The organism is Curtobacterium sp. PhB25, from assembly GCF_004365375.1.
GTDB lineage: Bacteria > Actinomycetota > Actinomycetes > Actinomycetales > Microbacteriaceae > Curtobacterium.
The window spans coordinates 74,728-101,542 of the sequence record NZ_SODR01000001.1; the positions used below are offsets into that span (position 1 = coordinate 74,728).

Below are 26,815 nucleotides of genomic sequence, written 5' to 3' on the forward strand. Positions count from 1 at the left end.
TCCGAACATGACAGCCATCGGATCGGAATCGGTCGAGTTGCCTGGAGAGGCGGAGGATTCCGAGCTTCTCGACGACCTCGACCTCGCAGAACTCGAAGAAGCAAGTCGGGACGCCTTCAAGGTTGCATATTCAGGGCAGGACTTTGATGTCGAGGGGCTCGTACGGCGTCTAAACCGAGGCGACATGCTTGTTCCTCAGTTTGGTCACGCGGACGACCGTATAGAGTCGGCGGGCTTTCAACGAAATTTTGTTTGGTCAAAGCCTCAAATGGATAGGTTTGTTGAATCCCTGCTCCTTGGATATCCGATCCCGAGTATTCTGCTCATCAAGCAGCCCGACAACCGCTATCTCATCCTTGACGGCCAACAGCGACTCCGGACATTGCAGCGATTCTACGAGGGGCAGCATCGCGACAGGCCATTTGTCCTCACGAATGTTGCCGACGAGTTTCGTGGATTATCCTACGCGACCTTGAGTGAGAGTCAGCGACGCGCAATCGACAATACCTATATCCAGGCAACTATTGTCGGCACGGACGGCTCGCTCGAGTCGCAAGAAGCTGTTTATCAAATCTTCGAGCGACTGAACTCGGGGGGTACGCAGTTGACGTCGCACGAGATTCGCGTGGCGCTTTATGCGGGCCCGCTGATCGACTTGATGCACGGACTGAATCAAGACAAGAATTGGCGTGCAATTTACGGTGACCCTTCCCCCAGGCTCCGTGATCAGGAACTAGTGCTGAGGATTATTGCGCTCTACTGCGATGAACTGCGCTACATGCGTCCTTTGAAGCGCTTCCTCAATCAGTTCGCTGCCGAGAATCGAGACGCGACGTCCGAAAAAGTACTCGAAGCAGCGGAACTTTTCAAGCGCGCGTCCGATCTCATCGCGAAAGGGCCGGGCTCAGAGGTGACGCGCCGCAAGTCCCGACAAATCAACGTCGCTCAAACTGAGGCAGTGTTCGTCGGGATGATGCGAGAGTTGCGCAAGCGTCCCCTCATGAAGCGGCAGGTAACAATGGCGGTGGATAAGCTACGCAACAATGCGGACCTTGATGGTGTCATGACTAGTGGTACCTCGCGCGAGGAAGCGGTCGCTGCTCGCCTGCGAGGTTCGGCCAGCGCCTTTTCCGAGGTCTGATGGCCTGGCACGGTGCCTGGCCTCCGCATGAGGTCCAGCTCAGTGAAAGCAGGCTCGCTGGCCTGATGAAAACGGTTAGCGACTATCGGGACGACTCCGGGGATGACGTGAGCGCCGCGCTGGCACGCTTTCTCACCGTACGAGCGTGTGGTCACGTGGAATTCTGTTTCGACGAGTGTCTCTCGCAGTATGCGTACGAGAAGGCTCATCCCTTCGTCGCGTCGTATGTCCGCGCTGGGTTGTTCCGAGGTCGCAACCCGCGCCCCGAGGACTTGGTCGAACGGCTTCGTAAAATCCACCCAACTTGGGGTACGAGCTTCGCTGAATACTTGAACGAGGAGGATAACCGGAGGAGGCGAGAGCTGGGTTTACTCGTGGACAGGAGGAACAGCATCTCGCATGGTCAGAATGAAGGGTTAGGCGTACGAAAAGCTCTTGACTTGGCGCAGATAGCGCTCGACATGGGCTTTTGGTTCGCGCAGACGATGGACCCGCGGAGCAGCGGCACAAGTTGACGTCTTCCCAACGCCGTGCAGCGCGCTAGCCGCAATCCTGCCGGCTCGGGCTAAATCGACACCAATGCGCTCTTGATCAGACAAACTAGACGCGTCGATGTGCCTCTACCGCCGTCCAAGGTCGGACTACTTTACTGCCGTCTAGCCAGGATTTTGGATTCACCGGACTTTTTCTGAAGTGGATTACCTGCAGTGAGGTTCAGATAGCAGCGAAGTCTGGCCTATCATTTTGCTGAATTAGCTCACGGGGTCCAGTTCGTCATCGTCTGACGCGCCAGAGGAGTCCGCCCAAAGCTCGGCCGTGAAAAGGTGGCGATTCAATTGTCGCTTAGTTCTCGGACCAACAATGCTGCCAAGTAGCTCTCGCATGAGGTCGTCGTGGGGAGTGCTCGTCGCGGCCGTGATGGAGTCTCGCAAATCGCCCGTTTCCAGGGCTCCGCGGTCCTTCACTGCGGTGAGAGAGCGCCGCAAGGATTCGTTATCTTCTGATGCCTGCTCAAGGGACGTGAACCGGCGACTCTGTTGGCCCGTGCGGAGAGCGCGTCGCACACTGCCCGCAAGTTCTTCAATCGCTTCGAGAACTTGCTTATTGCTTTCGGTCACCGGATCGGTGCTCGCTTCTACGGCATGGAAGCGCCCTGCTGATGTGAGAGGCGTCTCAAGCTTGGCCGGATTGGTCATGGCGTACGCCGCGTACTTCTTCAGTAGCTCTTGAGCCGACTCGAGCTCATCGGGGTCGTTGAGGTCATATCTCACGACTCGCATATCTTTGACGTCGAATGGAACCTTGTCCGTAGAGCGCTGAAGATGCACGGTTGGGACGTTGAAACCATGCGCAATGGCCAGCTCGTAAAATACATTTGCGTTCAACCCAGACATGTCAGCAACTATCAAGTCCGCACCTTGAATCGATGAGATGATGCGCGGCGTGATCGCACCGGGGTTTTCATCCGCGTCGCCACGCGAGACCTCAAAGTCCGAGTCCAGCGCCTTCTTGATGAGATGCTTTAGCGCTTGATCAGCCTGACGTCTTGCGTCCGAACCGGGTTCGCCGATTGGAGATATGACGAAGCAGGTCTTTGACACGATGAGCCTTTCGGAGGCGGAGCTGTGAGCAGTTATCGGATACTAGCAAGCTCGTCGCGATCGGCGCGCGTCGCCGGCCCTGCAAAGCGCACGGTGAACGCCCCGGACGCCCAACCACCTGACCGGCGAGCTCATCGGACCGGATCGCGGCGCTGGCGTTCGGGTCCACCGTCGCTTGCACAACCAAAGTACCCCCGAACTGCGGAGAACCGTGGTTCGGAGGCACTTTGGTTGTGCGACGTGCGGAACGCCGTGCACCGGGCTGTCCGGTCGCCGCACGCTGTCGGGCTGCACCGAGGCGGCAGGGGTTGCCTCGGGTGCGCGTCGCAACCACGGCGCGCACCCGACGGCCCTGCGTCGGGTCGAACCCGGAGGAGCTCCACCATGACCGAACCGTTCGCACGCCCGACAGCCCTCGCCCACGTCCGCGTCACCGTGACCGACATCCACCGCAGCAAGGCGTTCTACCAGCAGCTGCTCGGCACCGACCCGGCGATCGACTTCAGCGACCAGGTCGACGAGCCCGGCGTGCGCGAGGACCGTGAGCGCTTCTACGGCGGCTCCGTGTTCCGACTCGGCGACCAGGTCTTCGGTCTCCGCCCGGTCGCTCCGGCGGGGCAGACGTTCGACCCGGACACCGTCGGGCTCGACCACGTGAGCTTCGTCGTGGGGTCGGTCGACGAGCTGCACCAGGCGGCTGCACGTCTCGACGCCGCGGGGGTCGAGCACGGCGAGGTGACCGACCTCGGCGACGCCGGCATGGTGATCCTGTCCGTGCAGGACCCCGACGACATCAACCTCGAGCTCGCTGCCCTCAAGTCCTGAGCAGTCCTGAGCAGTCCTGAGCAGTCCTCGGGCCGCGGGCTAGCATGGGGTGACGAAAGGGGACGTCATGCGTTTCATTCAAGCCATCGGCCGGGGGATCGGCTTCGTGTTGTCGACGGCGGCGAAGGTGCTCGGGACTCTGAACGGCGCAAAGCCCGCGGGTGACAACCTCGCTGTGCGGCTGAACCAGCCCCTTCGCGACGACTACCGCCCCTGACCGGGCGTCGTGCGCGCGCTCAATCGGCGACTGCGGGCTCCTGGGCGACCATCGTGCCGGTCACGAGCGCGCGCAGCGACTCCGGCAGGGGGATCGGTCGGCGGGCACCCTCGCGGTCGATGATGACGTGCACGAACTCACCGGTGGCGAGCAGTGCGCCGTCGGACTGCCGGAACAGGCCGAACTCCCACGACAGGCTCGTGTTGCCGAGGTGCTTGGACCGCATCCCGACCTCGATGACGTCCGGCCACACGGCGGACTCGACGAAACGGCAGCTCGACGACACCAGCACCGCGATCCACTCCGACGCGAAGGGGTCGAGGCCCGCTTCCTCGCGGAACCAGTACGTCGACGCGTTGTCCATCGCCGAGTAGTAGATCGTGTTGTTGACGTGCCCGAACATGTCGTTGTCGTTCCAGCGCGTGGGGTAGAGGCGGCGGAACGGGTACTCGTCGATGGTCATCGGTCTCCGATCGGAGGTGCGGGTGTGGCGTGATCGGCGGCGGGGCGCAGCACGTACTCGAACGCGGCGCGTGCCCGGACGGGGTCGGGGGCCTCACCGGAGATGAACTCAGCGTAGGTGAACGACTCTGAGATCCGGACGAGCAGCCGGGCGAGCTCTTCGGCGGACAGCGGGGCCGGATCGAACTCGCCGGACGACTGCTCCTCGACCACGAGCGCGGTGACCCGCTCGACGAACCGGCTCTGGACGTCGCTCTCCGAGGTGGTCAGCAGGCGCATCGCCCGCGCGGGCTCGCGGGTCAGGAAGGCGCGGAAGTAGGTGGCCTCGATGAGGTCGGCGGTGAACCGGTCGAGCACGTCGACGATGCGCGCCGCTCCGGAGGACCCGATCGTGTCGGCAGCGCGGGACGCCCGATCGAGCGTGGGGACTGCGAGGGACCACAGGATCTCGGACAGCAACCGGTCACGGTTGCCCACCCACCGGAACAGCGACGTGCGGTCCACGCCGAGTGCGGCAGCCAACGCGCCCATGTCGATCCGCGAGCCGTCGATGAACGTGTGGCGGGCCTCCCGGAAGGCGCGCAGCGCAGAATCCGATGTGTACACGCGGTCCTCCCTTGCAACGTTTTCGAGATTGATGCATCGTTGGTTCCATGTCAACGCTGACGCCCACGACGGGCCTCCTCGAATCGGACTTCTACGGCTTCCAACAGCAGCTGACCGAGCCGGAGCGCGCGTCGATCGGGCGACTCCGCGAGTACCTCGAGCGCGATGTCGCGCCCATCGCCGACGGGTACTGGGCACGTGCCGAGTTCCCGATGCAGGTGATCGCCCCGCTCGCCGAGCTCGGGATGTACGGGCCGGGGATCCCGCTCGTGCGCCAGTTCGAGAACTCGGCCGTGTACCGCGGGTGGGCTGCGCTCGAACTCGGACGCGTCGACGCCAGCGTCGCGACGTTCATCGGCGTGCAGTCGGGTCTGGCGATGAACTCGATCGCCGTCGCCGGCAGCGAAGAACAGCAGCGCGAGTGGCTGCCGCGCATGGCGGCAGGCGAGCTCATCGGTGCGTTCGGCCTGACCGAACCGCTGTCCGGCAGCGACTCCGCCCGTGGCCTGCGCACCACCGCCCGCCGCGACGGCGACACGTGGGTGCTCGACGGTGAGAAGCGCTGGATCGGCAACGCCACCTTCGCCGACGTCGTCGTCATCTGGGCGAAGGACGTCGCGGACGAACAGGTGAAGGGCTTCCTGGTCACCACGGACACCCCCGGCTTCACCGCCACGAAGATCGAGGACAAGATCGCGCTGCGGGGGGTGCAGAACGCCGACATCGTCATGCAGGGGGTGCGGGTGCCGGAATCGCGTCGGCTCCAGCGCGCCGACTCGTTCCGGTCGACGGCCGAGGTGCTCCGCCTGACCCGCACCGAGGTGGCCTGGCAGGCGGTCGGCATCGCGGTCGGCGCCTACGACGCAGCGCTCGCGTACGCCCGCGAGCGGATCCAGTTCGGTAAGCCCATCGCCGCGCACCAGCTCGTGCAGGACCTGCTCGTGAAGTCGCTGTCGAACATCACGGCCTCGATCGCGCTCTGCACGCAGGCCTCGGCCATGCAGGACGCCGGCATCGGGGGCGACGAGCACTCCGCCCTGGCGAAGGCGTTCGCGACCGCGAAGATGCGCGAGACCGTCGGCTGGTGCCGCGAGGTGCAGGGCGGCAACGGCATCGTGCTCGACAAGGGTGTCGCCCGGTTCTTCGCGGACGCCGAGGCGATCTACTCGTACGAGGGCACGCGCGAGGTGAACACGCTCATCGTCGGTCGGGCGATCACCGGGCAGGCCGCGTTCGTCTAGCAGCCCGCCCGGATCGGGTCGGTCGGGTCGATCGGGTGGATTCGACCCCGAACGACGTTCTCGATGTCGTGCGACGTCGATCGTGACGTTCCGGGTCGACCATCACGCCCGCGCTACCCGAGCAGCTCCGGCCGCTCCCACTCCTCGCCGAGCACGTGCTGCCCGAGGAACGCGATCACCGTCTCGTACCAGACCCCGGCGTGCTGTGGCGAGAGCACCCAGTGGTTCTCGTCCGGGAAGTACAGGAACCGGTGCGGCATCGTGCCGTCGTCGGCCGCGTGGTGCTCGGCGAGCTCGGACCACAGTCGCAGCCCCTCGCCGATCGGCACCCGGTAGTCCTTGTCGCCGTGGACCACGAGCATCGGTGACGTGATGTCCGCCACGAACCGGTGCGGGTCGTTGGCCTCGATGCCGGCGGCGTCGAAGATCGACGACCAGTACTGCGACGAGTCCGTGGTGCCGTTGAACTGGTCGAGCGCCCACAGGCTCGCGTGCGTGACGATCGCGCGGAAGCGGTCGGTGTGCCCGGCGACCCAGTTCGCCATGTAGCCGCCGAACGAGCCGCCCATCGCCCCCGTACGGGTCTCGTCGACGTCCGCTCGGGCCTCGACCGCGTCCGTGATCGCCAGCAGGTCGGTGTACGGCGCCTGCCCCCACGCGTTCCACCCGCGGTTGACGAAGTCGAGTCCGTAGCCGGTCGACAGTGCCGGGTCCGGCAGCAGCACGGCGTACCCGCGCGCCGCCAGGAGCATCGGGTTCCACCGCCACGACCACTGGTTCCACGAGTTGAGCGGTCCGCCGTGGATCCAGAGCAGCAGCGGGTGCGGCCCGTCACCGTCCGGCACGACCAGCCAGCCGCGCACGCGCGCGCCGTCGGCCGCGGTCGTCTCGACCTCTTCCAGGTGCGCGGGGACCTCGGGCAGTGGCGCGGGCGTCGCGAGCGGGGTCACCTCGCCGTCCGTCGCGATCCGCACGGGGTGCAGTGGTGCCGCCCAGGAGGCCCGGAGTACCACGACCGCGCCCGTCGCCTCCGCCACGCGCAGGCTCGAGTACGCCCAGTCGTCGTGGGTCAGCTGTTCGACGGCCGCGCCGTCGAGCGGGATGCGGAACACGGGTGCCCGGCCGTCCTGGTCGGCCACGGCGAGCAGCGCCCGGTCGCCGTGCTCGAACACGAGCTCGCTCGGCCAGCGGTCCCAGTCGTTGGCGATGCGGCGCGGGTCCGACCCGTCGATGCCGGCGGTCCAGACCTCTTGCTGGTTCGCACCGGCGGGGGTGGAGTGCACCGTCCGGACCCAGGCGATCGTGCGACCGTCGTGGCTCAGCGCGGGCATCTCGTGGTCGACGTCGGCGTCGTCGAACAGCACCGTGCGGTGGCCGCTGGTGCAGTCGATCGTGACGAGCGTCGACCGGTCCCCACGGGCCTCCCGGACACCCACGGCTGCCAACAGGACGGAACCGTCGGGCGTGAATGCCCCGGCGACGTGGTCCAGCGACCGGCCGGGAGCCGGCGTGCGGTCGGTGAGGCGGGGGAGCGCGGCGGCGTCCTCGGCGTGGTCTTCGGTGAGGCCTTCGGCCAGGTCGAGCGTGAGGACGTGGGTCTGGTCCGGGCCGAGGTCGTGGTCCCAGTACCGGACCGGGTACGTCTCGTGCAGGATCGCGCGGACCTTCTTGTCCGTGCGGGCCTTCCGGAGCTGGGCGTCGGCGTCGACCACGGTGGCCGGGTCGGTACCGGCGCCGGGCAGCAGGTCGGCGGTGAGCGCGACGGTGTCGGCGGCCGCAGCGGTCGCCAGGACGCCGCCGACCCCGCCGGTGAGCCGTGTGAGGGGGTGGGCTTCACCGCCGGCCGCCGGGAGGACCCAGAGCTGGGCGGCGTCGACGTCGGTGGCATCGGCGTCGGGGCGGGCGGAGACGAAGAGCAGGTCGCCGGTGCGGGTGAAGGCGATGCCGCCCTCGCCCTTGGCAGAACGGGTGAGGCGGACCGCGGTACCGGCTGCGGCGCTGCCCGCTGCGTCGGCATCGGCGTTCGTTTCGGTGTCGTTGCCGGCGGGCACCTGCCAGATCGAGCGCCGGTACCCGGTGCGGTCCGGGTCGAGCGCACTGACCGTCAGGGCGACGCGCTCACCGTCCGGGCTGATAGCGATCCCGTCGACCCGGGGGAGCGCGATGTACTGGTCGAGGTCGGAGAACGGCGTCGTCATGCGACCACGCTCACCAGGTCATCGGCCCAGAAGGCGGCGATCTGCTCGGCGACCGCCGTGCCCTGGGCGCGGCCGGCTTCGGCCGAGGGTGCCTGGGTGGCCAGCGAGAGCGAGTTCGTGCCGAAGGCTTCCTGCGCGGTGCTGTCCGCCACGACGACCTCGACCGAGCTGCCGCCGGCGCGGAGCGACTCGACCGCGACGTCGAGCCACGGGCCGACCGGCGACGGACCCTCGGGACCGCAGGCGATGACGAGGACACGCTCGTGTCCGGCGGCGGCGTCGGCGTTCGTGCCGGAGCGGACCCCGCCGTCGACGTACGGTCGGCCCTCGATGCCGACGGGCGACCACACGAAGGGTACGGAGCAGCTCGCGGCGACCGCACGGGGGAGCGAGACGCCGTCGGCCGCGGTCAGCAGTCGGAACGTGCCGTCGGTGGCGTCGACCGCGGTGATCGCGAGCGGCTTCGCCGGCCAGTCGGTGGACGGCAGGGTCTCGGTGAAGGTCGCCACGCGTTCGTCGTCGGGCTGTCCGTCGGTGACCTCCTGGGCGGCGAGGCCGAGGCGGGCGCGGGCGTCCTGCTCACCGGTCGCGCCCTCGAGTGCGGCACCGATCCGCTGCTGGACGGCGTCGGTGTCGATGGCCGGCGGCTCGACGTAGGTCGTCGGTGCGGGGGTGTGCTGCTGGTCGTACGCCTGCTGCACCGCGCCGTTCCGGACGAAGGCGCCGACGACGCTGCCGGCGCTCGTGCCGACGACCAGGTCTGCGGCGTCGAGGTCGACGCCGGCGTCCTGCAGGGCGGTGAGGACGCCGACCTCCCAGGCGATGCCGGCGACACCTCCGCCACCCAGGACGAGGGCTCTGGATCCGGGAACTGGCGTGCTGGCATCGGTCATGGGTCTTGCTTACCAGGTGCGTGCGACGGGCCGGTGGAGGCCGACAGATCCTGTGGAGAACCGACCTGTGGACAACTCCGTCTGCGTCGGTGGCGTGACCTAGCGTCGTGGTCATGGGGCAACAGCGTTCAGGACGGGTCGGCACGGTCGGGTGGCCGATCGTGGTGGCGGCCGCGCCCACTGCGGCGTTCCAGCTGCCGAACCTGTTCGTCACACCGGCTTTGCGACTGTCGCTCGTCGTGTTCGGGCTCGTCGTGCTGGCCGGTGCCGTGGTGGTGCAGGTGGTCCGGACCCGACGCAGCGACGCTGCGCGGGCGGTGGCCGAGGAGAACGCGACCGGGGCCGAACTCGAACAGTCGACGGCGGTCCGGTACGCGTTCGGCCAGATCGCCACCCGGCTCGTCCGGTTCACCGAACTGCCCCGTTCCGAGCGCCACGGCGAACTCTCCGTCGTCGCCGACCGGGTCGCCGTGGCCCTGGCGTTCTACCTGCTGCCGAAGGTGCCCGACGTCCGGGCAAACGTGTACCAGCTGTCCACCGATCTGCGTGCGCTCGAGCCGATCGGTCACGGGGGTGCCGGCGACACCGCCGGGGTCTTCCGCGCGGGCACGCCCTACGGCGACCGCAACCTCGAGTGGGTGCTGGTCGGGGGATCACCCCGGATCGTCGGCGACCGCTCGGCCGACGTCGACGTGGACCAGGACGTGCCGGGCTTCGAACCGCGCTACTCGTCGTACGTCTCGGTGGTGATCCGGTCCGACCAGTACTCGTTCGGCATGCTCACCGTCGACTCCCCGGTCCCCGACGCCTTCACCGAACTCGACGCCAAGAACATCGCGATGATGGCGTCGTTCATGGCCGTGGCGTTCTCGTTGACCTACTCGTTCCCCGAGCGCGACCGCAATCCAAGGAAAGGCCCGTGATGCTCACACGCTCTGTCGGACGCTCGACGTACGATGCCCTCATGACGACCGTGAACCCTGCTCCGCCGTCGTTCGGGCGTGCCCGGATCTCATCGCCGAACTGGAACGACACCACCACCGACGCCGACTACGAAGACCTCGACGTCATCGCCGCCAACATCGAGCGCGAGCGCGAAGCAGCCCGGATCCGGGTCGCCGCAGCCATCGCCGCGCGCCTGGGTCGCTGACCCTTCCCGCATCGTCCACCACGAACGGCTCCCACGGGTGTGGGAGCCGTTCGTCGTCTGGGCATCGGGGCTACTGCGCCTGGGGCACGTCGATCAGCACCTTGCCGACGGTGTCCTGCTCGACGGCGTCGTGCGCGTCCGCGGTGCGGGCGAGGTCGAAGCGGGTGAGCGGCAGTCCCGCGTCCGCGCCGACCGGCAGCACGCCGTCGTGCAGCGCCTCGGTGACGTCCTCGGCTGCTGCGGCCAGGGCCTCGTCGCCGATCGTGTAGAGCAGCAGGAACTGGTAGCGCGCGTTCACGCTCATGTTCGGGCGGATCGGCAGCGTGGCCTCGTCGCCGCCGTTGTTCGCGTAGATCGACACGACGCCGTGGTTCGCGAGGACGTCGGCGACCAGTTCGGCGTTCTGGGGGATCGACACCTCGACGACGATGTCGACACCGTCGGGCGCGATCTCGCGGATGCGGGCCGCGGCGTCGTCCTGCCGGTAGTTCACGACGTGGTGGGCACCCGCCGCGGTGGCGAGAGCGGCCTTGTCGTCCGAGCTGATCGTCGTGATCACCGTCGCGCCGGCCCAACGGGCGAGCTGGATGGCCGCGTGCCCCACCGCTCCGGCACCACCGGCGACGAGCACCGTGACGCCGTCGAGCGCACCGGGCCCCAGTCGTGCGGGGCCGTCCTCGTGCGTCGTGAGGGCGCGGTGCGCGGTCATCGCCGGGACACCGAGCGAAGCACCGACGTCGAAGCTCGTCTCGTCGGGCAGGCGGACCGCTCGGCTCTCCGGCACGACGGTGTACTCCTGTGCGGTGCCGGTCGGGCGCGAGGCGGCGGCCATGAAGAGCCACACGCGGTCACCGACGGCGAGGTCCTCGACACCCGGGCCGACCGCGTCGACGACACCGGCGCCGTCCTGGTTCGGGGTGACCTCGGGGAAGGGCAGGCCGTCGCCGTAGGTACCGCCGGCCCGGGCCTTCCAGTCCGTCGGGTTCACGCCGGAGACGACGACGCGGACGCGGACCTCGCCGGCGCCGGGTTCGGGGACGTCCCGCTCGACGAGTTCGAGGACGCTGCTGTCACCGGGCTTCGTGTAGACGATCGATCGCATGTCCCCAGGCAACCACTCGCCGCCGTCGGGGATTCCGAGTGTGGGCATGGCGGCACTTCGTGAGCACAAATGGTCGGGTGCGTTCGGCGGACCCGACCATTTCTGCTCACGAAGCGCCCCCGCCCGCCCGCCCGCGCCACGTCAGCGCGCGTCGTACTCCACGCGCGACACCGCGACGTCGTCCATGTGCGACGTCGCCCACGCCTCGAGCGGCTCGAGCACCCGGCGGAGCGACCGCCCGCGATCGGTGAGTTCGTACTCCACGTGCGGCGGGATCTCGGGGAACACCGTGCGGGTGACGAGTCCGTCCCGCTCGAGTGCCCGGAGGGTCTGCGTGAGCATCTTCTGCGACACGCCCTGCACCCGGTTCGCGATCGCCGAGTACCGTTGCGGCCCGTCGGCGAGGGTGCCGATCGTCAGGACACTCCACCGGTCGCCGATGCGGTCGAGCAGCTGCCGGCTGGGGCAGTCCGCCGCGTAGGGGTTGTACTCGAGTGCTGACATCTGGCCTGGCCTCCGTGACGAACGAGCTCCGCTACGCACCGTGAGGTGCCTACTTACTCAAAGAGAGTAACTCTTGTACGGTGAGCAGCACCAGCCCCACGAAAGGAACAGCATGACCAGCATCGTCGTCTTCGGAGGCACCGGCTACGCCGGCTCCGCCATCACCCGCGAAGCCCTCTCCCGTGGCATCGCCGTCACCGCCGTCGCGCGCGACACGAGCAAGCTCGACGCCGCCGAGGGCCTGACCCTGGCGCAGGGCGATGCCTTCGACGCCGACTTCGTGGCCGAGGTCGCGAAGGACGCCGACGTCATCGTCGTCGCCCTGCACGCGGTCCAGTCGGACGGCAGTGAGCTCAAGGATAAGTTCCAGCACTTCGTCGACGCTGCGGCCAACGCCGGTGCGCGTCTCGGCATCGTCGGCGGCGCCGGTTCGCTGCTCGTCGCCGACGGTGGACCGCGCCTGTTCGACTCGGCCGAGTTCCCGGACGCGTTCAAGGGCGAGGCGAAGAGCCACGCGCAGATCCTCGACGCGCTCCGTGCCTCGGACACCGACGTCGACTGGTTCTACGTCAGCCCGGCCGCCGGTTACGGCAGCTACAACCCGGGCGAGCGTCGTGGCACCTACCGCACGACCGACGAGGTCCTGCTGACCGACGCCGAGGGCAACTCGGACATCTCCGGCGACGACTTCGGCCTGGCCTTCGTCGACGAGATCGCGAACCCGGCGCACCACCAGGCCCGTTTCGGCGTGGCTTACTGAGGCAACCGCTCACCGGACGGGAGGCGCGTGGCGGGGCCGCCCTGTGCCTCCCGTCCGTCCCGGACCGCGTCCGTGCCCTGTTGCAGGCATTGCGCCCCTGTGTGTCGGGGCGCGACGCCCGCAACGGGGCGCAACGCGTTGGCGCGCGCCGGACGGGAGGCTCGTGGCGATACCGCCACGGGCCTCCCGTCCGCCGAACCCTTCCGCCCCGCTCAGTGGGCGACGATGGCCGGCAGCGGCACGTGGTGGCGCATGCGCACCGCGAGGTGAAGGCCTCCGCGGCGGGCGAGCACGAGCGCGATCACGGCGGCGGCCGCGGCGGGCACCCCACCGGCGACCATCATCCCGACGTGCGCCCCGAAGTGGTCGACGACCTGGCCCATGAGCGGCCCACCGATCGCCTGACCCCCGAGCAGCACGAGCACGTAGAGCGACATCACCCGGCCGCGGATCGCCACGTTCGACGACAGCTGCACGAGCGAGTTCGACGCGGTCTGGAACAGCAGCTGCGACATCCCGACGGCGACGAGCGCCACGGTGAACGGCGCGATCACGGGGATCGACCCCGAGACGACGAGCAGCACCCCGGTCCAGAACACCCCGCCGACGATGGTCCGGAGCCGCACGACCGCCCGACGTGTGGAGAGCAGGGCGCCGACGAGCGCACCGATCGCCACGGCCGAGTTGAACACGCCGTACCCGGCGGCGCCGACGTCGTACACCTGTGACGCGAAGGCCGACAGCAGCACGGGCATCGTCAGCGCGAACACCGAGAAGAACGCCACGAGGATCACCGGCACGATGATCGTCGGCTTGTTCACGGCGTAGCGGAGCCCCTCGATCAGCTGCCCCTTGCCGCGGGGCGCCGGGGGCGTGCGGTGCAGCTCCGAGACCTTCAGGAACCCGAGCGTCACGACGACGGCGACGCAGGCGATCGCGTTCACGCCGAACGACCACCCGGCCCCGACGGCGACGAGCAGCGCGCCGGACAGCGCCGGGCCGATCATGCCGCCGAGCTGGAACACCGACGAGTTCACGCTGATCGCGTTGCGGAGGTGCTGGTGTCCGACGATCTCGGTGACGAACACCTGGCGGGCCGGGTTGTCGATCACGGTGACCATGCCGACCAGGAACGCGATCACCCAGATGTGCCAGGCCTCCACCACACCGGCGAGCGTCAGCACGGCGAGCAGCGCGGACAGCACCGCGAAGGCACCCTGCGTGATCATCATCAGCGCGCGCTTCGAGAACCGGTCGACGAGCACGCCGCCGAGCAGCCCGAACAGCAGCATCGGCGCGAACTGGCAGGCGACGGTGATGCCGACCTGCGCGACCGAGCCGGTCAGCTGCAGGACGAGCCAGTCCTGGGCGATGCGCTGCATCCACCCGGCGGTCATCGCGACGAGGTTGGTGGCCGTGAACAGCCGGAAGTTCGGCACGGACAGGGCGATGAGGGTGTGCCGCCAGGGCGGGCGGGTGGCCTGGATCGGGAGTGGTTCGGTGGGCGGGGGGAGGGTCGTCGATGACGCACTCACGGTGAGGGGTTCTCCGGACGTCGTTGCGGATCTGGTACCCCAACGAAACTACGTGGCCGCGGGCCATTCGACACCCCTATGGTGGCTATCAATCCATTGCGATGTCGAATGACCGAGCGAACGACCGCGCGAACGACCGCGCGACACTCGCACGAACGAACGAGGTGCCCGTGCTCGATCCGGTCCTGCTGCAGACCTTCCTGGCCGTCGCCGAGACGCAGAGCTTCACGCAGGCCGGAGCCCGCCTCGGCATCAGCCAGCCCACCGTCTCCCAGCACGTCCGGCGGCTCGAGACCGCGGTGTCCCGCACCCTCGTCGCCCGCGACACCCGTGGCGTCACCCTCACCGACAACGGCGACGCGATGGCCGGCTTCGCCCGGACGATCCTCGCGGCGCACGCCACCGCGGACGCGTACTTCTCGGGGTCGGCGACCCGTGGGCGCCTCCGGTTCGGTGCGGCCGACGACCTCGCGATCACGCAGTTGCCGCGCATCCTCCGGGACTTCCGGCGGCTGCACCCGCAGGTGAACCTCGAGCTGACGGTGAACCAGTCGTCACCGCTCCTGCGCCGGGTGCACGCCGGGCAGCTCGACCTGGTGTTCATCAAGCAGACCGCGGGGGAGTCCGCCGAGGGGACCCGGGTCGCGACCGACCAGATGGTGTGGATGGCGCAGGACGGCATCGCGGTCGAACGCGACGAGCCCGTGCCGCTCATCGCGTACCAGGCGCCGAGCATCAGCCGGCAGATGGCGATCGACGCCCTCGAGGCCGCGGGCCGCACCTGGCGGATCACCTGCAACACCCGCGACGTCAACGGCGTGCTGGCGGCGGTGCGAGCGGGGATCGGCGTGGCGGTGTTCCCGCACTCGCTCATCCCGGCGGACCTGGTGAAGGTGTCGCAGCGGCTCGGGCTGCCGGACCTGCCGGCGGTCGACTACGTCCTCATCGCCAACCCGACGGTGCAGCGCGAGCCGATCGACGCCCTGACGAACGCGATCCTGTCGCGCGGGGTCGTCCGCGCGGTCTGACCGCGCCAGCCGAGGGGGCCGAACCGGAGACCGAGCCTGCTACGGCGCGAGGGTCGGGGTCGTCCCGGTCCCGGTCAGGTCGGGCAGCGTCACCCCGGCGAGCGGCAGCAGCGCCGACGCGACGGCCCACAGCAGCACGAGCGTGCCGACGCCGCCGAGCACGGCGCCGAGCAGCGCGACCGGCCGCTGCCAGGTCGCCGCACGGTCGCGGAGCGTCACGAGCGACACCACCAGCGCGAGGAGTCCGAGCACGACGCCGACACCGTGCACGGTCGCCGGCGCGGTGAACCACCACGCCGCGAGTCCGAGTGTCGCGATGCCCGCCACGGCGCCCAGGACCGCCCCGGGCGTCGCACCGAGTGCACGGCGCGGCTCCGGCTGGGCGGCTGCGGCCACGGGCTGGTCGAGCAGTTCGGTCGGGAGGCCCGGCTCGGCCCCGACGGACGCGCTCGCCTCCGCCACGGGTGCGGTCGTGGGCACGGTGGCGTTCGTGGGCACGGTGGCGTTCGTGGGCACGGTGGCGTTCGTGGCCGCGGGTGCAGCCGCGGACACCGGCGCCTGCAGGACCGCGTCGAAGGAGCGCACGTGGGCGGACGCCGGGGTCGGTGCCGGGGTCACGGCGGTGGCGGCGGCCTGCTGGTGGGCGAAGCGGCGGGGCGTGCGGAAGCCGATCGGACCGACGGGTTCGGGCTCGGTGCCCTCGACGACGACGTGCTCCAGGCCGGGCACGGAGAACCGGGGCTGTCCGGCGGAGGGCACGGGCGACGGTGCGGGGGCCGGTGCGGTGCGGGGAGCGGCGTCGATCGGTGAGACCGGGGCGGGTGCGGAGGCCACGGCGGCGGTGTCGAACGGCACGGTGTGCACGGTCGGTGAGGTCGGGGCGAGTGGCAGGAGGTCCTGCTGCGGCGGGTAGTCGGGGACCGTGACGTCGTCCTCGACCAGGGTCGCGATGGACGCGGGCTCCGGCGTCGGCACTGCCGTCGGGTCGAGCGTGGCCGTCGGCTGCGGGGCGGAGCCGACCACGGTGGTGGGAGCCGGCGCACCGTGGGCGGCGCGCGACGTGGCGGCGGTGGGACGGGCCTCCTGGCCGGAGCTCGCTGCGGAGTCGGACGCGACCCGCCCGGCGGACGCGGCCGGTTCGACGACCGGTGCGGTCACCCAGGACGGGACGGGACGGCGCGGCCGTTCCGAATCCTGCATGCGATGCGACGCCACTGCGGTGCTCCCTTCGTCGACTGATCCATCGTCAGTTCTAGCGGCAACGGTCGCGGATGTCGCAGCCCCAGTTCCGGGGTCGCCGGTACGTTCGGGGCATGACCGGAATCGAACACCGTCCACTGGGTCCTTCGGGGCTCGTCGTCTCCACCGTCGGCCTCGGCTGCAACAACTTCGGGCGGCCGGGGACCGCCTCCGAGTCGCAGGAGGGCACCGACGCCGTCGTGCGGGCGGCACTCGACGCCGGGGTCACGCTCTTCGACACGGCGGACATCTACGGCGGCCGGCCCGGCATGTCCGAGGAGATGCTCGGCCGGTCGATCGCTGGGCGGCGTGACGAGATCGTGCTCGCGACGAAGTTCGGCATGGACATGCAGGGCGCGAACGGCCCGGACTGGGGTGTGCGCGGGTCGCGGCGGTACGTCCGGTTGGCCGTCGAGTCGTCGCTCCGTCGCCTCGGCACGGACTGGATCGACCTGTACCAGATGCACCGTCCCGACGACGTGACCCCGATCGAGGAGACGCTGTCGGTCCTCGACGACCTGGTGCGCGAGGGCAAGATCCGCTACATCGGGCACTCGAACTTCGCGGGGTGGCAGATCGCCGAGGCCGAGCTGACCGCGTCGATCGCCGGCACCACGGCGTTCGTGTCCGCGCAGAACGAGTACAGCCCGCTCGCCCGTGCCGCCGAGGCCGAGGTGCTGCCGGCCGTCCGCGCCTACGCCCTCGGGTTCCTGCCGTTCTTCCCGCTGTACAACGGGCTGCTGACCGGCAAGTACACGAAGGCCGGGGGTCCGGCCGACGGGCGCCTGTCGACGTCGAAGCCGCAGTTGCTCGAGGACGCCCCGTGGGGCGTCCTCGACGACTACCAGCGCTTCTGCGACCACCGCGGTGTCACGATGCTGCAGGCGACGTTCGCGTGGTTGCTCGCGCAGCCGGGGCTGTCCAGCGTCATCGCAGGGGCGACGAAGCCGGAGCAGATCACGCAGAACGTCGAGGCCGGCACCACGTGGGAGCCGAGCGAGGACGACATCGCCGACATGACGGTGATCTTCGACCGGGCGTAGGCGGGCGGCCGCGGCCCGCCGCCCGCGGGGGCCGAGTCTCGGCGTGAGCGACAGTTCTCGCGGCTGTCGGCCCGAGGACTGTCGCCCAGCGCGAGTCTCGCGGCGGCGGGGCCGAGACTCGGGGCGTCAGCGGGTGGCGGCGGAGAGTGCTTCGCGCAGCTGGTCGGCGGTCAGACGCGGGCCGTAGCCGGGGGTGTCCCGCTGGATGCGCCAGCCCTCGGCGAGGGGTCCGGCGTCGACGACGTCGAAGCCGAACTCGTCGATGAGGTCCGCGGTCACCTGCTTCGCCTCGGCATCGTCGCCCGCGACCACGAGGGCACGGCGTTCGGGCGTGCCGGTCGGGGTGGCGTGGCCGGTCAGGTCCGCGGCACCGATGTGGTTGAACGCCTTGACGACCCGGGCCCCGGGCAGGTGGTCCTGCAGCAGCACGGCCGTCGTCGTCGACTCGTCGTCGAGCGCGGCGATGTGCCCGTCGCGCTCCCAGTAGTAGTTGTTCGTGTCGATGACGACCTTGCCGACGAGCGGCTCCGCCGGGATCGTCTCGATTGCGGCGAGCGGCACCGTCACGACGACGACCTCGCCCGCGACGGCGGCCTCGTCACGGGTGGCCGCGCGGGCCTGGTCGCCGAGTTCGGCCACGAGGTCGGCCAGGGTCTCGGGGCCGCGGGAGTTCGCGATCACGACCTGGTGGCCGTGCTGTACCGCGAGCCGTGCCAGTTGGGATCCGATGTTGCCTGCGCCGATGATGCCGATCGTTGTCATGGTGTCCATCCAACGCTCGGCGGCCACGAGCATTCCCGGTGGGGCACGTGCGCCCCGGGCGGAGCATGATGGCGGCATGGACCACGAGTTCCGCGACGAGATCGACCAGGACCGCTACGCGATGTACGTCGGCGGCGAGCTCGTGAGCGTGCTCGACTACCGCGAGAACGGCGACGCGATCGCGTTCCCGCACACGTACACGGTGCCGAAGCACCGCGGGCACGGCTACGCGGCCGAGCTCGTCGAGTACGCGGTCGCCGACGTCGAGACGAACTCGACGAAGCGGGTCGTGCCGATGTGCTGGTTCGTCGGCAAGTGGTTCGACGAGCACCCCGAGAAGTCAGACCTGCTCATCCGCAGTGCCGCGGACTGAGCCGACGCGAGAAGAGCGCCCCATGCCCACCATCACCCCCTTCCTCTGGTACGACGACCAAGCCGAGCAGGCCGCCCGGTACTACGTCGACCTGTTCCCCGGTAGTTCGGTCGACAGCGTGGCGAAGACCCCGGACGGCGCGACCCTGGTCGTCGAGTTCACGTTGCTCGGGCAGCCGTACCGGGCGATGAACGGCGGCCCCGGACACCCGCACACCGATGCCGTCTCGTTCCAGGTCGACGTCGACACGCAGGACGAACTCGACCGCATCTGGGACGCCCTGCTCGCCGACGGCGGGAAGCCGAGCATGTGCGGCTGGTTGTTCGACCGCTGGGGTGTCGCGTGGCAGGTGACCCCGTCGATGATGGGTGAGCTCATGACCGGGTCGGGCGACCCCGAGGCGAACGCCCGTGTCTTCCAGGCGATGATGACGATGCAGAAGCTCGACATCCCCGCGCTCCGTGCCGCAGCTGCAGGTCACTGAGCCCGAATCTCGCGTACCGACCGGTATGGTGTCGGCACAGAAGACCGCCGGCCGGCGCCGGCACCGAAAGGCTGGAGCCACGATGGACCACCCGAGCTCCGGGATCCGGAACAGCGAGATCGGCCGGGCGTACACCGAGCTCGCCCGGATCACCCGACGTGCGAGCATCCGTGCCCGCGGGTCCGACCAGGCACTGAGCGTGGTCGACCAGTCCCTCGTCGACTTCGTGGTGCAGCACCCCGGCTGCATGGCCATCGACATCGCCCGGTACCTGCGCCTGAACCGCTCGACGATCTCGCGGCAGCTGTCCGGGCTCCTCGCCACGAAGCTGATCGAGACGACCGACGGCGGCACCGGCAACGCGAAGCCCCTCGTGGCGACGGACGCCGGTCGCACCGCGCTCGAACGCTCCGTGCAGCTGCACCGGGATGCGCTGGAGGAACGGCTCGCCGGCTGGTCCGACGACGACATCGCCCTGCTCGCCGGACTGCTCGAACGGCTCGGCGCCTCGGACGAGGCCGGACTGCCGATGCCCGGACGATCCTCGACGTGACCACGTCGTTCGTCCTGCTCTCCGACACGCACCTGCCGAAGCGGGCGAAGGACCTGCCCGCGGCGCTCTGGTCCGATGTCGACGCCGCCGACCTGGTGGTGCACGCGGGGGACTGGGTCGACCTCGCCACCCTCGACGCCGTGCAGGCCCGATCCCGCCGGTTCGAGGGCGTGCGCGGCAACAACGACGGCCCCGAGTTCGACGACCGGCTGCCGCTCATCGCGCACTTCGCGGTCGAGGACCTGCGGTTCGCGCTCGTGCACGAGACCGGTGCCGCGACGGGCCGGGAGCGCCGGGCGGCCGCCGAGTACCCGGACGCCGACGTGCTCGTCTTCGGGCACTCGCACATCCCGTGGGACACCGTCGCACCGTCCGGGCTGCGGCTGCTCAACCCCGGATCGCCGACCGATCGCCGTCGGCAGCCGGACTTCACGTGGATGCGCGGGACGGTGACCGGCGCCGACCTGGCCGTCGAGCTGGTGCGCCTGCCGCCGCCGGCCCGCTGAGGCCACGCGACCTGGCCCGTTCGCGAAAGCGACAGATCCCCGCGGAACATCGGCGGACATCTGTCGCTTTCGCGGGAGGGTCGGCGCCCGTCAGCGCGGAAGTGTCGCTTCCGCGGCACTGACCGCGGCGCCGGCATCCGCGGGGATCGCGGGAGCGGCGCCAGCAGCCCCCGCCCCCGGAACCACCAGCGGCATCGCGAAGAACGCCAGCTCCCACTCGGTCGAGCGGCGGAACGCGCGCGCCATCCGCCCCCGCTCCGACGGGGTCGCGGCCGCCGCCATCTCCTCGACCAGACGGGTCGCCTCGGCACTCGACGCTGCGAAGCCCGGGTCGCCGTAGGCCGTGATCCAGTCGGCGAACGGATGGCCGTCCGGCGCCGCGCCGAGCTGCGCCCCCACCCACGCGTAGACCCGGAAGCAGGGGAGCACCGCCGCGGTGAGCACGGCCGCCGACCCGGAGTCCGCTGCCTGTTGCAGGTGTGCGAGGTACCCGGCGCACGTCGGGTGGACGGGGTCGTCGGCGTGGGTGCCGGCGAGGCGTCGGTGGTGCAGGTCGCGGGCCTCGGCGGCGCACCCCTCGGACGCCGCCGTCCAGAAGGCGGCAGCCGCAGGACCACGACCAGCGCCAGCGGCCGCAGCGCCGGGAGCCGCAGCGCCGGCAGCCGCAGCGCCGGCACCAGCGCCCGCAGCGCCGCCAGCGCTCGCCGCCAACGCCGCCAGGTGCTGCTCGTAGGCCCGCAGGTAGTGCACGTCCTGCGCGAGGTACCCGGCGAACACGTCCGCGTCGAGCGTCCCGTCGCGCAGCCCGACCAGGAACCCGCACTCGATCGTGGCCTGCAGCACGGAGTCGACGTCGGACCACCACACGTCGGTGAAGGGGACCACGGGCAGCAACGCGCGCACCACGGCGCCGTGGTCGATGGGCCCGTTGCCGGACCCGACCTCCAGGGCATCGGCTCCCCGCAGCGCTGCCGTCAGCCAGGGCTTCGCCACCCCGACCGCGAGTTCCCAGTCCCCGTGCCGCGCAGCGAGCGTCGCGATCGCACTCGACAGGGAGCACCCGGTGCCGTGCGTGTTGGCCGTCGCGACGCGGGGACCGGTGAACCGCCGAGTAGACCCCGACGGCGACACGAGCACGTCGTCGGAGGTCGGCCCCTCGTCGTGCCCGCCCTTCGCCAGCACGAGCACGTCCCACGTCGACGCCACGAGCCGCGCAGCGTCGAGCGTCGACAACGACGCAGGCGCCGCACCAGCCGCAGAACCAGCGGCACCAGCACGAGCACCACCAGCCCCAGCCCCGGCCAGCTCCGCCAACACCTGCAACTCGGCCCGGTTCGGCGTCACCAGGTCAGCCAGCCCGAACAGCGCCCCCATCGCCGCGGCGGCGTCCTCGTCGAGCAACCGGTCACCACTCGTCGCCACCATCACCGGGTCCACGACGACCACGGGCGGCCGGTGCTCCCGCAACCAGTCCGTCACGACGCGGACGACCGGTGCTGTGCCGAGCATCCCGATCTTCACGGCATCGATCGTGACGTCGTCCGACACCGCGTCGAGCTGTTCCCGCAGGAACGCGATGTCCGGCACGTGCACCGACCGCACCCCGTGCGTGTTCTGCGCGACGAGGGCGGTGACCACGCCCATGCCGTACCCGTCGTGCGCCGCGATCGCCTTGAGGTCGGCCTGCAACCCAGCACCGCCCGTCGGATCGGTCCCGGCGATGGCCAGGACGCGCGGGACGCTCACGACCAGGCCCCGGCCGGGAGGCCCGGATCACCCTGACCGGGTCCCCTCGCCTCCGCCCCGTGGCCGGGTCCAGAGCTCCACGCGGCCACGTACGCGGCCGCTGCGGACCCGGGATCGGCCGCGGCGCAGATGCCCGACACGATCGCGACCCCGGCTGCGCCCGCTGCCCGGAGCGGCGCGACGTCGTCGAGGGTCACCCCGCCGATCGCCACGCACGGCACGTCCGTCGCCGCCGCGAGCCGGGCGAAGCCGTCGTGCCCGAGCGCCGGCGGGTGGTCGGCCTTCGTCGCGGTGGGGTGCACGACCCCGACGCCGAGCAGGTCCACGGTGCCGCGGGGCAGGCGGGCGACGACCGCCAGGTGCTCCGGGGTGTTCGCGGTCAACCCGACGTGCGCGTCCGGCCCGAGCAGGGCACGAGCAGCGGTCACCGGCACGTCCGACTGGCCGAGGTGCACCCCGGCGACCCGGTGTCCCGCGTGCCGAGCGGCGAGGGCGACGTCGAGCCGGTCGTCGACCACCACGGCGGCGCGGTCGCCCACGGCATCGGCCACGGCAGCGCTCAAGGCCAGCAGGTCGCGCGCCGAGGCGTCCTTGTCCCGCACCTGCACGATCCGGACCCCGGCGTGCACCGCGGCGCGCACCACCCCGAGCACACCGACACCGTGCCGGTCGGCCAGGGCGCCGTCGGTGACCAGGTACACGCCGAAGTCCTCCGGCAGCCCGCTCATGCCGGCACCACCAGGGACGCAGGCTCGGCCTCGACCGTGATCCGGGCCTCGCGGACGACGTCCTCCGGGGTGAGCGACGCCAACCGGTCCAGGAACAGCGGCTGGAAGGTGCCGGGGCCGCCGGCCTCGCGGGCGGCGAGCTCCGCGGCGATCGTGTGCACCGCGGTCGCCGCGACGGCGGCCACACCGGCGTCGTCGGGCGCGACCGACGTGAACGCGGCGACGACTGCACCGAGGGCGCACCCGCCCCCGGTGATCCGCGTCAACAGCTCGGTGCCGTTCGCGACCCGGACCACACCGGTGCCCGGCGCGACCAGCAGGTCGACGGGACCCGACACGGCCACCGCGGCCACGAGCCTCCCGGCCGCCTGACCGGACACGGCGTCGACCGCAGCCGCACGGGCGTCCTCGGTGCCCACCGTGCTGTCGACACCGCGGCCACCGGCCGACGTGCCGAGCAGGGCGAGGACCTCGGAGGCGTTGCCGCGCAGCACCGTCGGGTGCAGCGCGAGCAGGTCGCGGGCCAGGGCGGTGCGCACCGGCAACGAGCCGACCGCGACGGGGTCGAGCACCCAGGGGGTACCGGTGTCGCGGGCGGCGTGCGCGGCCTCGAGCGCCGCGACCCGGGGTTCGGCGTGCGGGGTGCCGGTGTTCACCAGCAGAGCGTCGGCGACCCGGGCGAACGGTCCCGCCTCGGTCGCCACGTCGACCATCGCGGGCGAGGCCCCGAGGGCGAGCAGCACGTTCGCGGTGACGTTCTGCACCACGGTGTTCGTGATGCACTGCACCAACGGGCTCCGGGCCCGGACGGCCTCGAGCAGTTCGGCGGTTCGGTGGGCCCAGGCAGGGGAGGGCGCAGCGGTTTCCATGGACGATCCCTTCGCGAGTACGAGCTCGAGCAGGTTCGACGGGTGTGATCTCAGCCGCTGGTTGCGGCACCCCGTGTCTCGATCGACACCGTACACGAGCAGCCGTGCCCTGCCACGGCCCGTCGTCTCCGGCGTCGTCGTCTCCGGCCCCGTCGTCTCCGGTCACATGCCCTGCACCGTGTGACAGGGTTGGTGTGTGCCAGACTCCACGCCTCCCGGACCGCCACCGGGCCCCCGCGACCCCGGCGACGCCTGGGCGGTCGGTCCCGACGGCACCAAGGCCTGGGGACTCTTCGGCGCCGCAGGCCTGCTCGTCGACGACGGCGCCGGACGCGTGCTCCTGCAGCACCGCGTCGAGTGGAGCCACCACGGCGGCACGTGGGGCATCCCCGGGGGCGCACGCCACCAGGGCGAGGAGGCCGTCACCGGTGCGCTCCGCGAGTCCGCCGAGGAAGCCGGTGTGCCCCACGACGGCGTCGACCTGCGCCACACGGCACTCCTCGACCTCGGGTTCTGGACCTACACGACCGTGGTGGGGCGTGCCGCTCGGCCGTTCGAACCGGTGATCGCGGACCGCGAGAGCCTCGCCCTGTCCTGGATCCCCGTCGACGAGGTCGACGACCTGCCGCTCCACCCCGGGTTCGGGAGGTCGTGGCCGGCGCTCCGCGCGTCCCTCACCACCACCCCGCACGTCGTCGTCGACGCGGCGAACGTCGTCGGCAGCGTGCCCGACGGCTGGTGGAAGGACCGGGCGGGAGCCGCTGCACGCCTGCTGTCGTCGGTGACGGCGCTCGCCGAGTCCGGGGTGACCGCCGACGTGCTGGCGCTGCCGTTCGCCCGCTGGTGGCCGCGGTGGACCGTGGTGCTCGAGGGCGAGGCCCGGGGTGCTTCCGGGTCGTCGGACGGCGCACTGCCCCGTGCACTCGACGTCGTCGCAGCGCCGGGTTCGGGGGACGACGCCATCGTGGACGCCGCTCGTGCCGCGGTCGAGGCCGGCGACGGTCCCGTCGTGGTCGTCACGGCTGATCGCGAGCTCCGTGCCCGCGTCGAGGCGCTCGGTGCCGTGGTGCACGGGCCGTCCTGGCTGCGCGACCAGTTCTAGCGGCGGTACGCCGTCGGCGCACGGTGCGAGGTCGTTCGGCGCACGGTGCATGGCGTCCGGCGTCCGGCGTCCGGCGCACGGTGCGAGGTCGTTCGTTCGGTGCTGGCTTGATCGCTCCGTGCGCCGCATCAACCTCGCACCGAGCGGCCGGTGTCGCACGGACTGACGCACCGCGCACGGTGCGGCGCGCCCCCGTGCCCCCGCACGCCCGCCCACGTGCCCCCGCGCCCCCGCGCCCCTACGCCGTCGGCAGGTACCGCCGCGACGACACGAGCACCGCGCCCCACGACACAACGCCGAGTCCGACGATCACCCAGAGGACGACCGGCAGCGCCACCACGTTCGCGATCGCCGCGATCACGGCCGGCGCCAGGAACCCCGCGTACGCCGCCGCGTAGAACACCCCGGTGAGTCCGGCCAGGTCGCGGGACCCGGCGATCCGCTGCACCTCGAGCAGCGACGACACCAGGGCGAGCCCGATCCCGACGCCGATGACGACGTTCGCGACGAGTCCGACCACGACGGACTGCAGCTCGATCGCGACGACGACCACGGCGATGCCGGCCGTCATGCACGCGAGGGCCGTCGTGAGCCCGCGGGCCGAGGTCAGCGAGTGCACGCGCCGCGCGAGGGGTTGGACCGCACTGGACACCCCGAGGGCGACGACGGTCGCGGCGGTGGCGAACAGCAGGCCCCACGCGCCGGTGGCTCCGGTGAGCCGGGTCGGCAGGTAGCCGTACCCGATCGCCGCCGAGCCGAAGATCCACGGGGCGGTGACGAGCACCACCCGGGTGAACCGTCGGTGCCCGGCGCTCGGCACCCGCAGCTGGCGCCACCACGGACCGGGGACCCCGCCGGAGCGGTTGGTCTCGGGGGTGCGCCAGACGACGACGGCGAAGGGCAGCGCGACGACGATGTGGACCAGGAAGGGCAGCACCTCGGGGATCGGGCCCCACTGTGCGATGAGCCCGGCCACCAGCGCGCCGGAGGCCGAACCGAGCGTGAACGCCAGCGAGGCCCGGCGGGCACCGGACCCGGCGTCGGCGGCGGGGTCGAAGCGTCCCTGCGACAGCTCCTTCACCCAGCTGTTGCCGACGGCCATCGCGATGCCGACGGTGATGCCGGAGAACAGTCGTCCGGCTGCCAGGAACCCGGGGCCGAGCGGTCCGAGTGCGAGCAGTCCGCTGCCGACGACGGCGGACACGATGGCGGCGAGCATGAGGGGCTTGCGGCCGTGCCGGTCGGACAGCGACCCGGCGACGAGCAGCGCCGGCGCGAGCCCGAGCACGTAGACGCCCAGGAAGACGTTGACGACGACCGACGAGTAGTGCTCGCGGCCCTCGTACATGAGCAGCAGGGGCGAGAACTGGTTGCCGCCCCACGAGCAGACGAACACCGCGCCCCACACCGCGACCCAGGGCATCACGCGCGCCGAGGGGACGGACAGCGAGCCGGTGGTGGGGATGCTCCCCGTCGCGCTCACAGGGCACCCCGGTGCGAGGCGACGTGGTCGTGCAGGACCTCGGCGTAGCGGGCCGCGTCGCCTGCTGCCAGGGCTGCCGCGAGGGCTCGGTGGTCGTCGAGCGAGGCCTGCAGCTGCGACGGCTGCACCCGCATCAGCTGGTGTCGGAGCCGGTTCTGCCGGTCACGGAGCGTCTGTGCGAAGCGCACCGCGATCGCGTTCCGCGACGCGCCGATCACCGCACCGTGGAACGCCGCGTCGACCTCGATGAACCGGTCGACGTCGCCCGTCGCGACCGCCTGCTCCTGCTCCGCCAGCATGGCCTGGAGGCCCGGGGTGACGTCCGCCACGCGGCCGTCGGTCACGACGCGGGTCGCCGCCGTGGCCTCGATCGCCTCGCGCATCTCCAGTACGTCCGCCGCCTCGTTCGGGGACATCGGGCGCACCACCGCACCCTTGCGGGACTCCAGGGTGAGCAGGTCCTCGGCGGCCAGGCGCAGGAAGGCCTCGTGCACGGGGGTGCGGGACACCCCGATCTCCTGGCACAGGGCGTTCTCGCTGATCGCGGTCCCACCGGGGAGGTCGCCGCGGATGATCGCCCGCTTGACGTGGTCGTACGCGCGGTCGGATGCGCCCTGGGTCGTCGTGTGCTGCTCCACGGTGAACGATCGTACGCCCTTGCATG

General features: G+C 70.7%; 29 protein-coding genes and 1 riboswitch. Of the genes, 14 read left to right on the forward strand and 15 right to left on the reverse strand.

The annotated features are described in order from the left end of the window. The first annotated feature begins 7 nt into the window (after positions 1-7). The gene (locus EDF51_RS00345) at positions 8-1,141 is read left to right on the forward strand and encodes a DUF262 domain-containing protein (protein ID WP_134193454.1); all 1,134 of its coding nucleotides are present in this window, start codon (positions 8-10) and stop codon (positions 1,139-1,141) included. A gap of 752 nt (positions 1,142-1,893) precedes the next feature. On the opposite strand, the gene EDF51_RS00350 is transcribed toward EDF51_RS00345, so the two are convergent. After that, positions 1,894-2,742, reverse strand: coding sequence for a hypothetical protein (locus EDF51_RS00350; protein ID WP_134193456.1), 849 nt, complete (start codon positions 2,740-2,742; stop codon positions 1,894-1,896). 384 nt (positions 2,743-3,126) lie between these two features. Here EDF51_RS00350 and EDF51_RS00355 point away from each other — a divergent pair, with 384 nt between their 5' ends. Then, entirely contained in the window at positions 3,127-3,567 is a 441-nt protein-coding gene (locus EDF51_RS00355) for a VOC family protein (RefSeq protein ID WP_123292422.1), read from the forward strand. 67 nt (positions 3,568-3,634) lie between these two features. Further along, positions 3,635-3,784, forward strand: a complete 150-nt coding sequence (locus EDF51_RS19735) for a hypothetical protein (protein WP_166673467.1) — start codon at positions 3,635-3,637, stop codon at positions 3,782-3,784. 19 nt (positions 3,785-3,803) lie between these two features. On the opposite strand, the gene EDF51_RS00360 is transcribed toward EDF51_RS19735, so the two are convergent. Together EDF51_RS00360 and EDF51_RS00365 are read right to left on the reverse strand one after the other, a co-directional pair. After that, entirely contained in the window at positions 3,804-4,247 is a 444-nt protein-coding gene (locus EDF51_RS00360; RefSeq protein ID WP_134193458.1) for a thioesterase family protein, read from the reverse strand. Beyond that, entirely contained in the window at positions 4,244-4,852 is a 609-nt protein-coding gene (locus EDF51_RS00365) for a QsdR family transcriptional regulator (protein WP_123292424.1), read from the reverse strand. The genes EDF51_RS00360 and EDF51_RS00365 overlap by 4 nt, the downstream gene beginning before the upstream one ends. A 47-nt stretch (positions 4,853-4,899) precedes the next feature. On the opposite strand from EDF51_RS00365, the gene EDF51_RS00370 reads away from it, so the two are divergent. Further along, positions 4,900-6,093: an acyl-CoA dehydrogenase family protein gene (locus tag EDF51_RS00370; RefSeq protein ID WP_134193460.1), complete on the forward strand. Its 1,194-nt coding sequence runs from the start codon at positions 4,900-4,902 to the stop codon at positions 6,091-6,093. 113 nt (positions 6,094-6,206) lie between these two features. Here EDF51_RS00370 and EDF51_RS00375 read toward each other — a convergent pair whose 3' ends face one another. Both EDF51_RS00375 and EDF51_RS00380 read right to left on the reverse strand, forming a co-directional pair. Next, a complete protein-coding gene (locus tag EDF51_RS00375; RefSeq protein WP_134193462.1) occupies positions 6,207-8,291 on the reverse strand; it encodes an alpha/beta fold hydrolase in 2,085 nt (694 codons plus the stop codon). Continuing rightward, positions 8,288-9,184 (reverse strand): patatin-like phospholipase family protein, encoded by an 897-nt coding sequence (locus EDF51_RS00380; RefSeq protein WP_134193464.1) that lies wholly within the window; start codon positions 9,182-9,184, stop codon positions 8,288-8,290. Before EDF51_RS00380 ends, EDF51_RS00375 begins: the two co-directional genes overlap by 4 nt. 113 nt (positions 9,185-9,297) lie before the next feature. Here EDF51_RS00380 and EDF51_RS00385 point away from each other — a divergent pair, with 113 nt between their 5' ends. Next, positions 9,298-10,107, forward strand: a complete 810-nt coding sequence (locus EDF51_RS00385) for a GAF domain-containing protein (protein ID WP_134193466.1) — start codon at positions 9,298-9,300, stop codon at positions 10,105-10,107. Between the two features lie 41 nt (positions 10,108-10,148). Then, complete coding sequence (locus tag EDF51_RS00390) at positions 10,149-10,334, forward strand: hypothetical protein (protein ID WP_123312988.1); 186 nt, start codon at positions 10,149-10,151, stop codon at positions 10,332-10,334. 70 nt (positions 10,335-10,404) lie between these two features. Here the strand turns inward: EDF51_RS00390 and EDF51_RS00395 are convergent, their stop codons facing one another. Both EDF51_RS00395 and EDF51_RS00400 read right to left on the reverse strand, forming a co-directional pair. Further along, positions 10,405-11,436, reverse strand: a complete 1,032-nt coding sequence (locus EDF51_RS00395; protein WP_134193978.1) for an NADPH:quinone reductase — start codon at positions 11,434-11,436, stop codon at positions 10,405-10,407. Between the two features lie 141 nt (positions 11,437-11,577). Beyond that, entirely contained in the window at positions 11,578-11,940 is a 363-nt protein-coding gene (locus EDF51_RS00400) for a helix-turn-helix domain-containing protein (RefSeq protein WP_134193468.1), read from the reverse strand. A 112-nt stretch (positions 11,941-12,052) separates the two neighbouring features. Here EDF51_RS00400 and EDF51_RS00405 point away from each other — a divergent pair, with 112 nt between their 5' ends. Next, positions 12,053-12,700, forward strand: coding sequence for an NAD(P)H-binding protein (locus EDF51_RS00405; protein ID WP_134193470.1), 648 nt, complete (start codon positions 12,053-12,055; stop codon positions 12,698-12,700). Positions 12,701-12,912: 212 nt separating this feature from the next. Here EDF51_RS00405 and EDF51_RS00410 read toward each other — a convergent pair whose 3' ends face one another. Continuing rightward, on the reverse strand, positions 12,913-14,235 hold the full coding sequence (locus EDF51_RS00410) for an MFS transporter (protein ID WP_123292432.1): 1,323 nt from the start codon (positions 14,233-14,235) through the stop codon (positions 12,913-12,915). A gap of 170 nt (positions 14,236-14,405) precedes the next feature. Between EDF51_RS00410 and EDF51_RS00415 the strand changes: the two genes are divergently transcribed. Next, positions 14,406-15,263: a LysR substrate-binding domain-containing protein gene (locus tag EDF51_RS00415; protein ID WP_123292823.1), complete on the forward strand. Its 858-nt coding sequence runs from the start codon at positions 14,406-14,408 to the stop codon at positions 15,261-15,263. 39 nt (positions 15,264-15,302) lie between these two features. Here EDF51_RS00415 and EDF51_RS00420 read toward each other — a convergent pair whose 3' ends face one another. After that, a complete protein-coding gene (locus tag EDF51_RS00420; protein WP_134193472.1) occupies positions 15,303-16,421 on the reverse strand; it encodes a hypothetical protein in 1,119 nt (372 codons plus the stop codon). 155 nt (positions 16,422-16,576) lie between these two features. Here EDF51_RS00420 and EDF51_RS00425 point away from each other — a divergent pair, with 155 nt between their 5' ends. Then, a complete protein-coding gene (locus EDF51_RS00425) occupies positions 16,577-17,545 on the forward strand; it encodes an aldo/keto reductase (protein WP_134193474.1) in 969 nt (322 codons plus the stop codon). Between the two features lie 126 nt (positions 17,546-17,671). Here the strand turns inward: EDF51_RS00425 and EDF51_RS00430 are convergent, their stop codons facing one another. After that, positions 17,672-18,307: an NAD(P)-binding domain-containing protein gene (locus EDF51_RS00430; RefSeq protein ID WP_134193476.1), complete on the reverse strand. Its 636-nt coding sequence runs from the start codon at positions 18,305-18,307 to the stop codon at positions 17,672-17,674. 76 nt (positions 18,308-18,383) lie between these two features. Here EDF51_RS00430 and EDF51_RS00435 point away from each other — a divergent pair, with 76 nt between their 5' ends. The 4 genes from EDF51_RS00435 (at position 18,384) to EDF51_RS00450 (ending at position 20,223) form a co-directional block, all read left to right on the forward strand. Further along, complete coding sequence (locus tag EDF51_RS00435; protein ID WP_131879026.1) at positions 18,384-18,680, forward strand: GNAT family N-acetyltransferase; 297 nt, start codon at positions 18,384-18,386, stop codon at positions 18,678-18,680. A gap of 22 nt (positions 18,681-18,702) precedes the next feature. Next, the gene (locus EDF51_RS00440; RefSeq protein WP_134193478.1) at positions 18,703-19,164 is read left to right on the forward strand and encodes a VOC family protein; all 462 of its coding nucleotides are present in this window, start codon (positions 18,703-18,705) and stop codon (positions 19,162-19,164) included. Positions 19,165-19,246: 82 nt separating this feature from the next. Next, positions 19,247-19,717, forward strand: coding sequence for a MarR family winged helix-turn-helix transcriptional regulator (locus tag EDF51_RS00445; protein WP_123939187.1), 471 nt, complete (start codon positions 19,247-19,249; stop codon positions 19,715-19,717). After that, on the forward strand, positions 19,714-20,223 hold the full coding sequence (locus EDF51_RS00450; protein ID WP_134193480.1) for a YfcE family phosphodiesterase: 510 nt from the start codon (positions 19,714-19,716) through the stop codon (positions 20,221-20,223). The genes EDF51_RS00445 and EDF51_RS00450 overlap by 4 nt, the downstream gene beginning before the upstream one ends. A 90-nt stretch (positions 20,224-20,313) precedes the next feature. On the opposite strand, the gene EDF51_RS00455 is transcribed toward EDF51_RS00450, so the two are convergent. The 3 genes from EDF51_RS00455 to thiM all read right to left on the reverse strand — a co-directional run bounded on the left by EDF51_RS00455 (position 20,314) and on the right by thiM (position 23,566). Further along, positions 20,314-21,969 (reverse strand): bifunctional hydroxymethylpyrimidine kinase/phosphomethylpyrimidine kinase, encoded by a 1,656-nt coding sequence (locus EDF51_RS00455; protein WP_243698059.1) that lies wholly within the window; start codon positions 21,967-21,969, stop codon positions 20,314-20,316. Further along, positions 21,966-22,697, reverse strand: a complete 732-nt coding sequence (thiE, locus tag EDF51_RS00460; RefSeq protein ID WP_131879019.1) for a thiamine phosphate synthase — start codon at positions 22,695-22,697, stop codon at positions 21,966-21,968. Before thiE ends, EDF51_RS00455 begins: the two co-directional genes overlap by 4 nt. Further along, complete coding sequence (gene thiM / locus EDF51_RS00465) at positions 22,694-23,566, reverse strand: hydroxyethylthiazole kinase (protein ID WP_207913229.1); 873 nt, start codon at positions 23,564-23,566, stop codon at positions 22,694-22,696. Before thiM ends, thiE begins: the two co-directional genes overlap by 4 nt. Beyond that, positions 23,555-23,650, reverse strand: a riboswitch (TPP riboswitch). Its footprint overlaps the gene before it by 12 nt. 112 nt (positions 23,651-23,762) lie before the next feature. Here thiM and EDF51_RS00470 point away from each other — a divergent pair. After that, positions 23,763-24,668 carry an NUDIX hydrolase gene (locus tag EDF51_RS00470; RefSeq protein ID WP_123292441.1) on the forward strand — a complete coding sequence of 302 codons (906 nt, stop codon included), beginning with the start codon at positions 23,763-23,765 and terminating at the stop codon, positions 24,666-24,668. A 238-nt stretch (positions 24,669-24,906) separates the two neighbouring features. On the opposite strand, the gene EDF51_RS00475 is transcribed toward EDF51_RS00470, so the two are convergent. Both EDF51_RS00475 and EDF51_RS00480 read right to left on the reverse strand, forming a co-directional pair. Next, the gene (locus EDF51_RS00475) at positions 24,907-26,151 is read right to left on the reverse strand and encodes an MFS transporter (protein WP_207896187.1); all 1,245 of its coding nucleotides are present in this window, start codon (positions 26,149-26,151) and stop codon (positions 24,907-24,909) included. Continuing rightward, positions 26,148-26,789, reverse strand: coding sequence for a GntR family transcriptional regulator (locus EDF51_RS00480; RefSeq protein WP_131879017.1), 642 nt, complete (start codon positions 26,787-26,789; stop codon positions 26,148-26,150). Before EDF51_RS00480 ends, EDF51_RS00475 begins: the two co-directional genes overlap by 4 nt. Between the last annotated feature and the right edge of the window lie 26 nt (positions 26,790-26,815).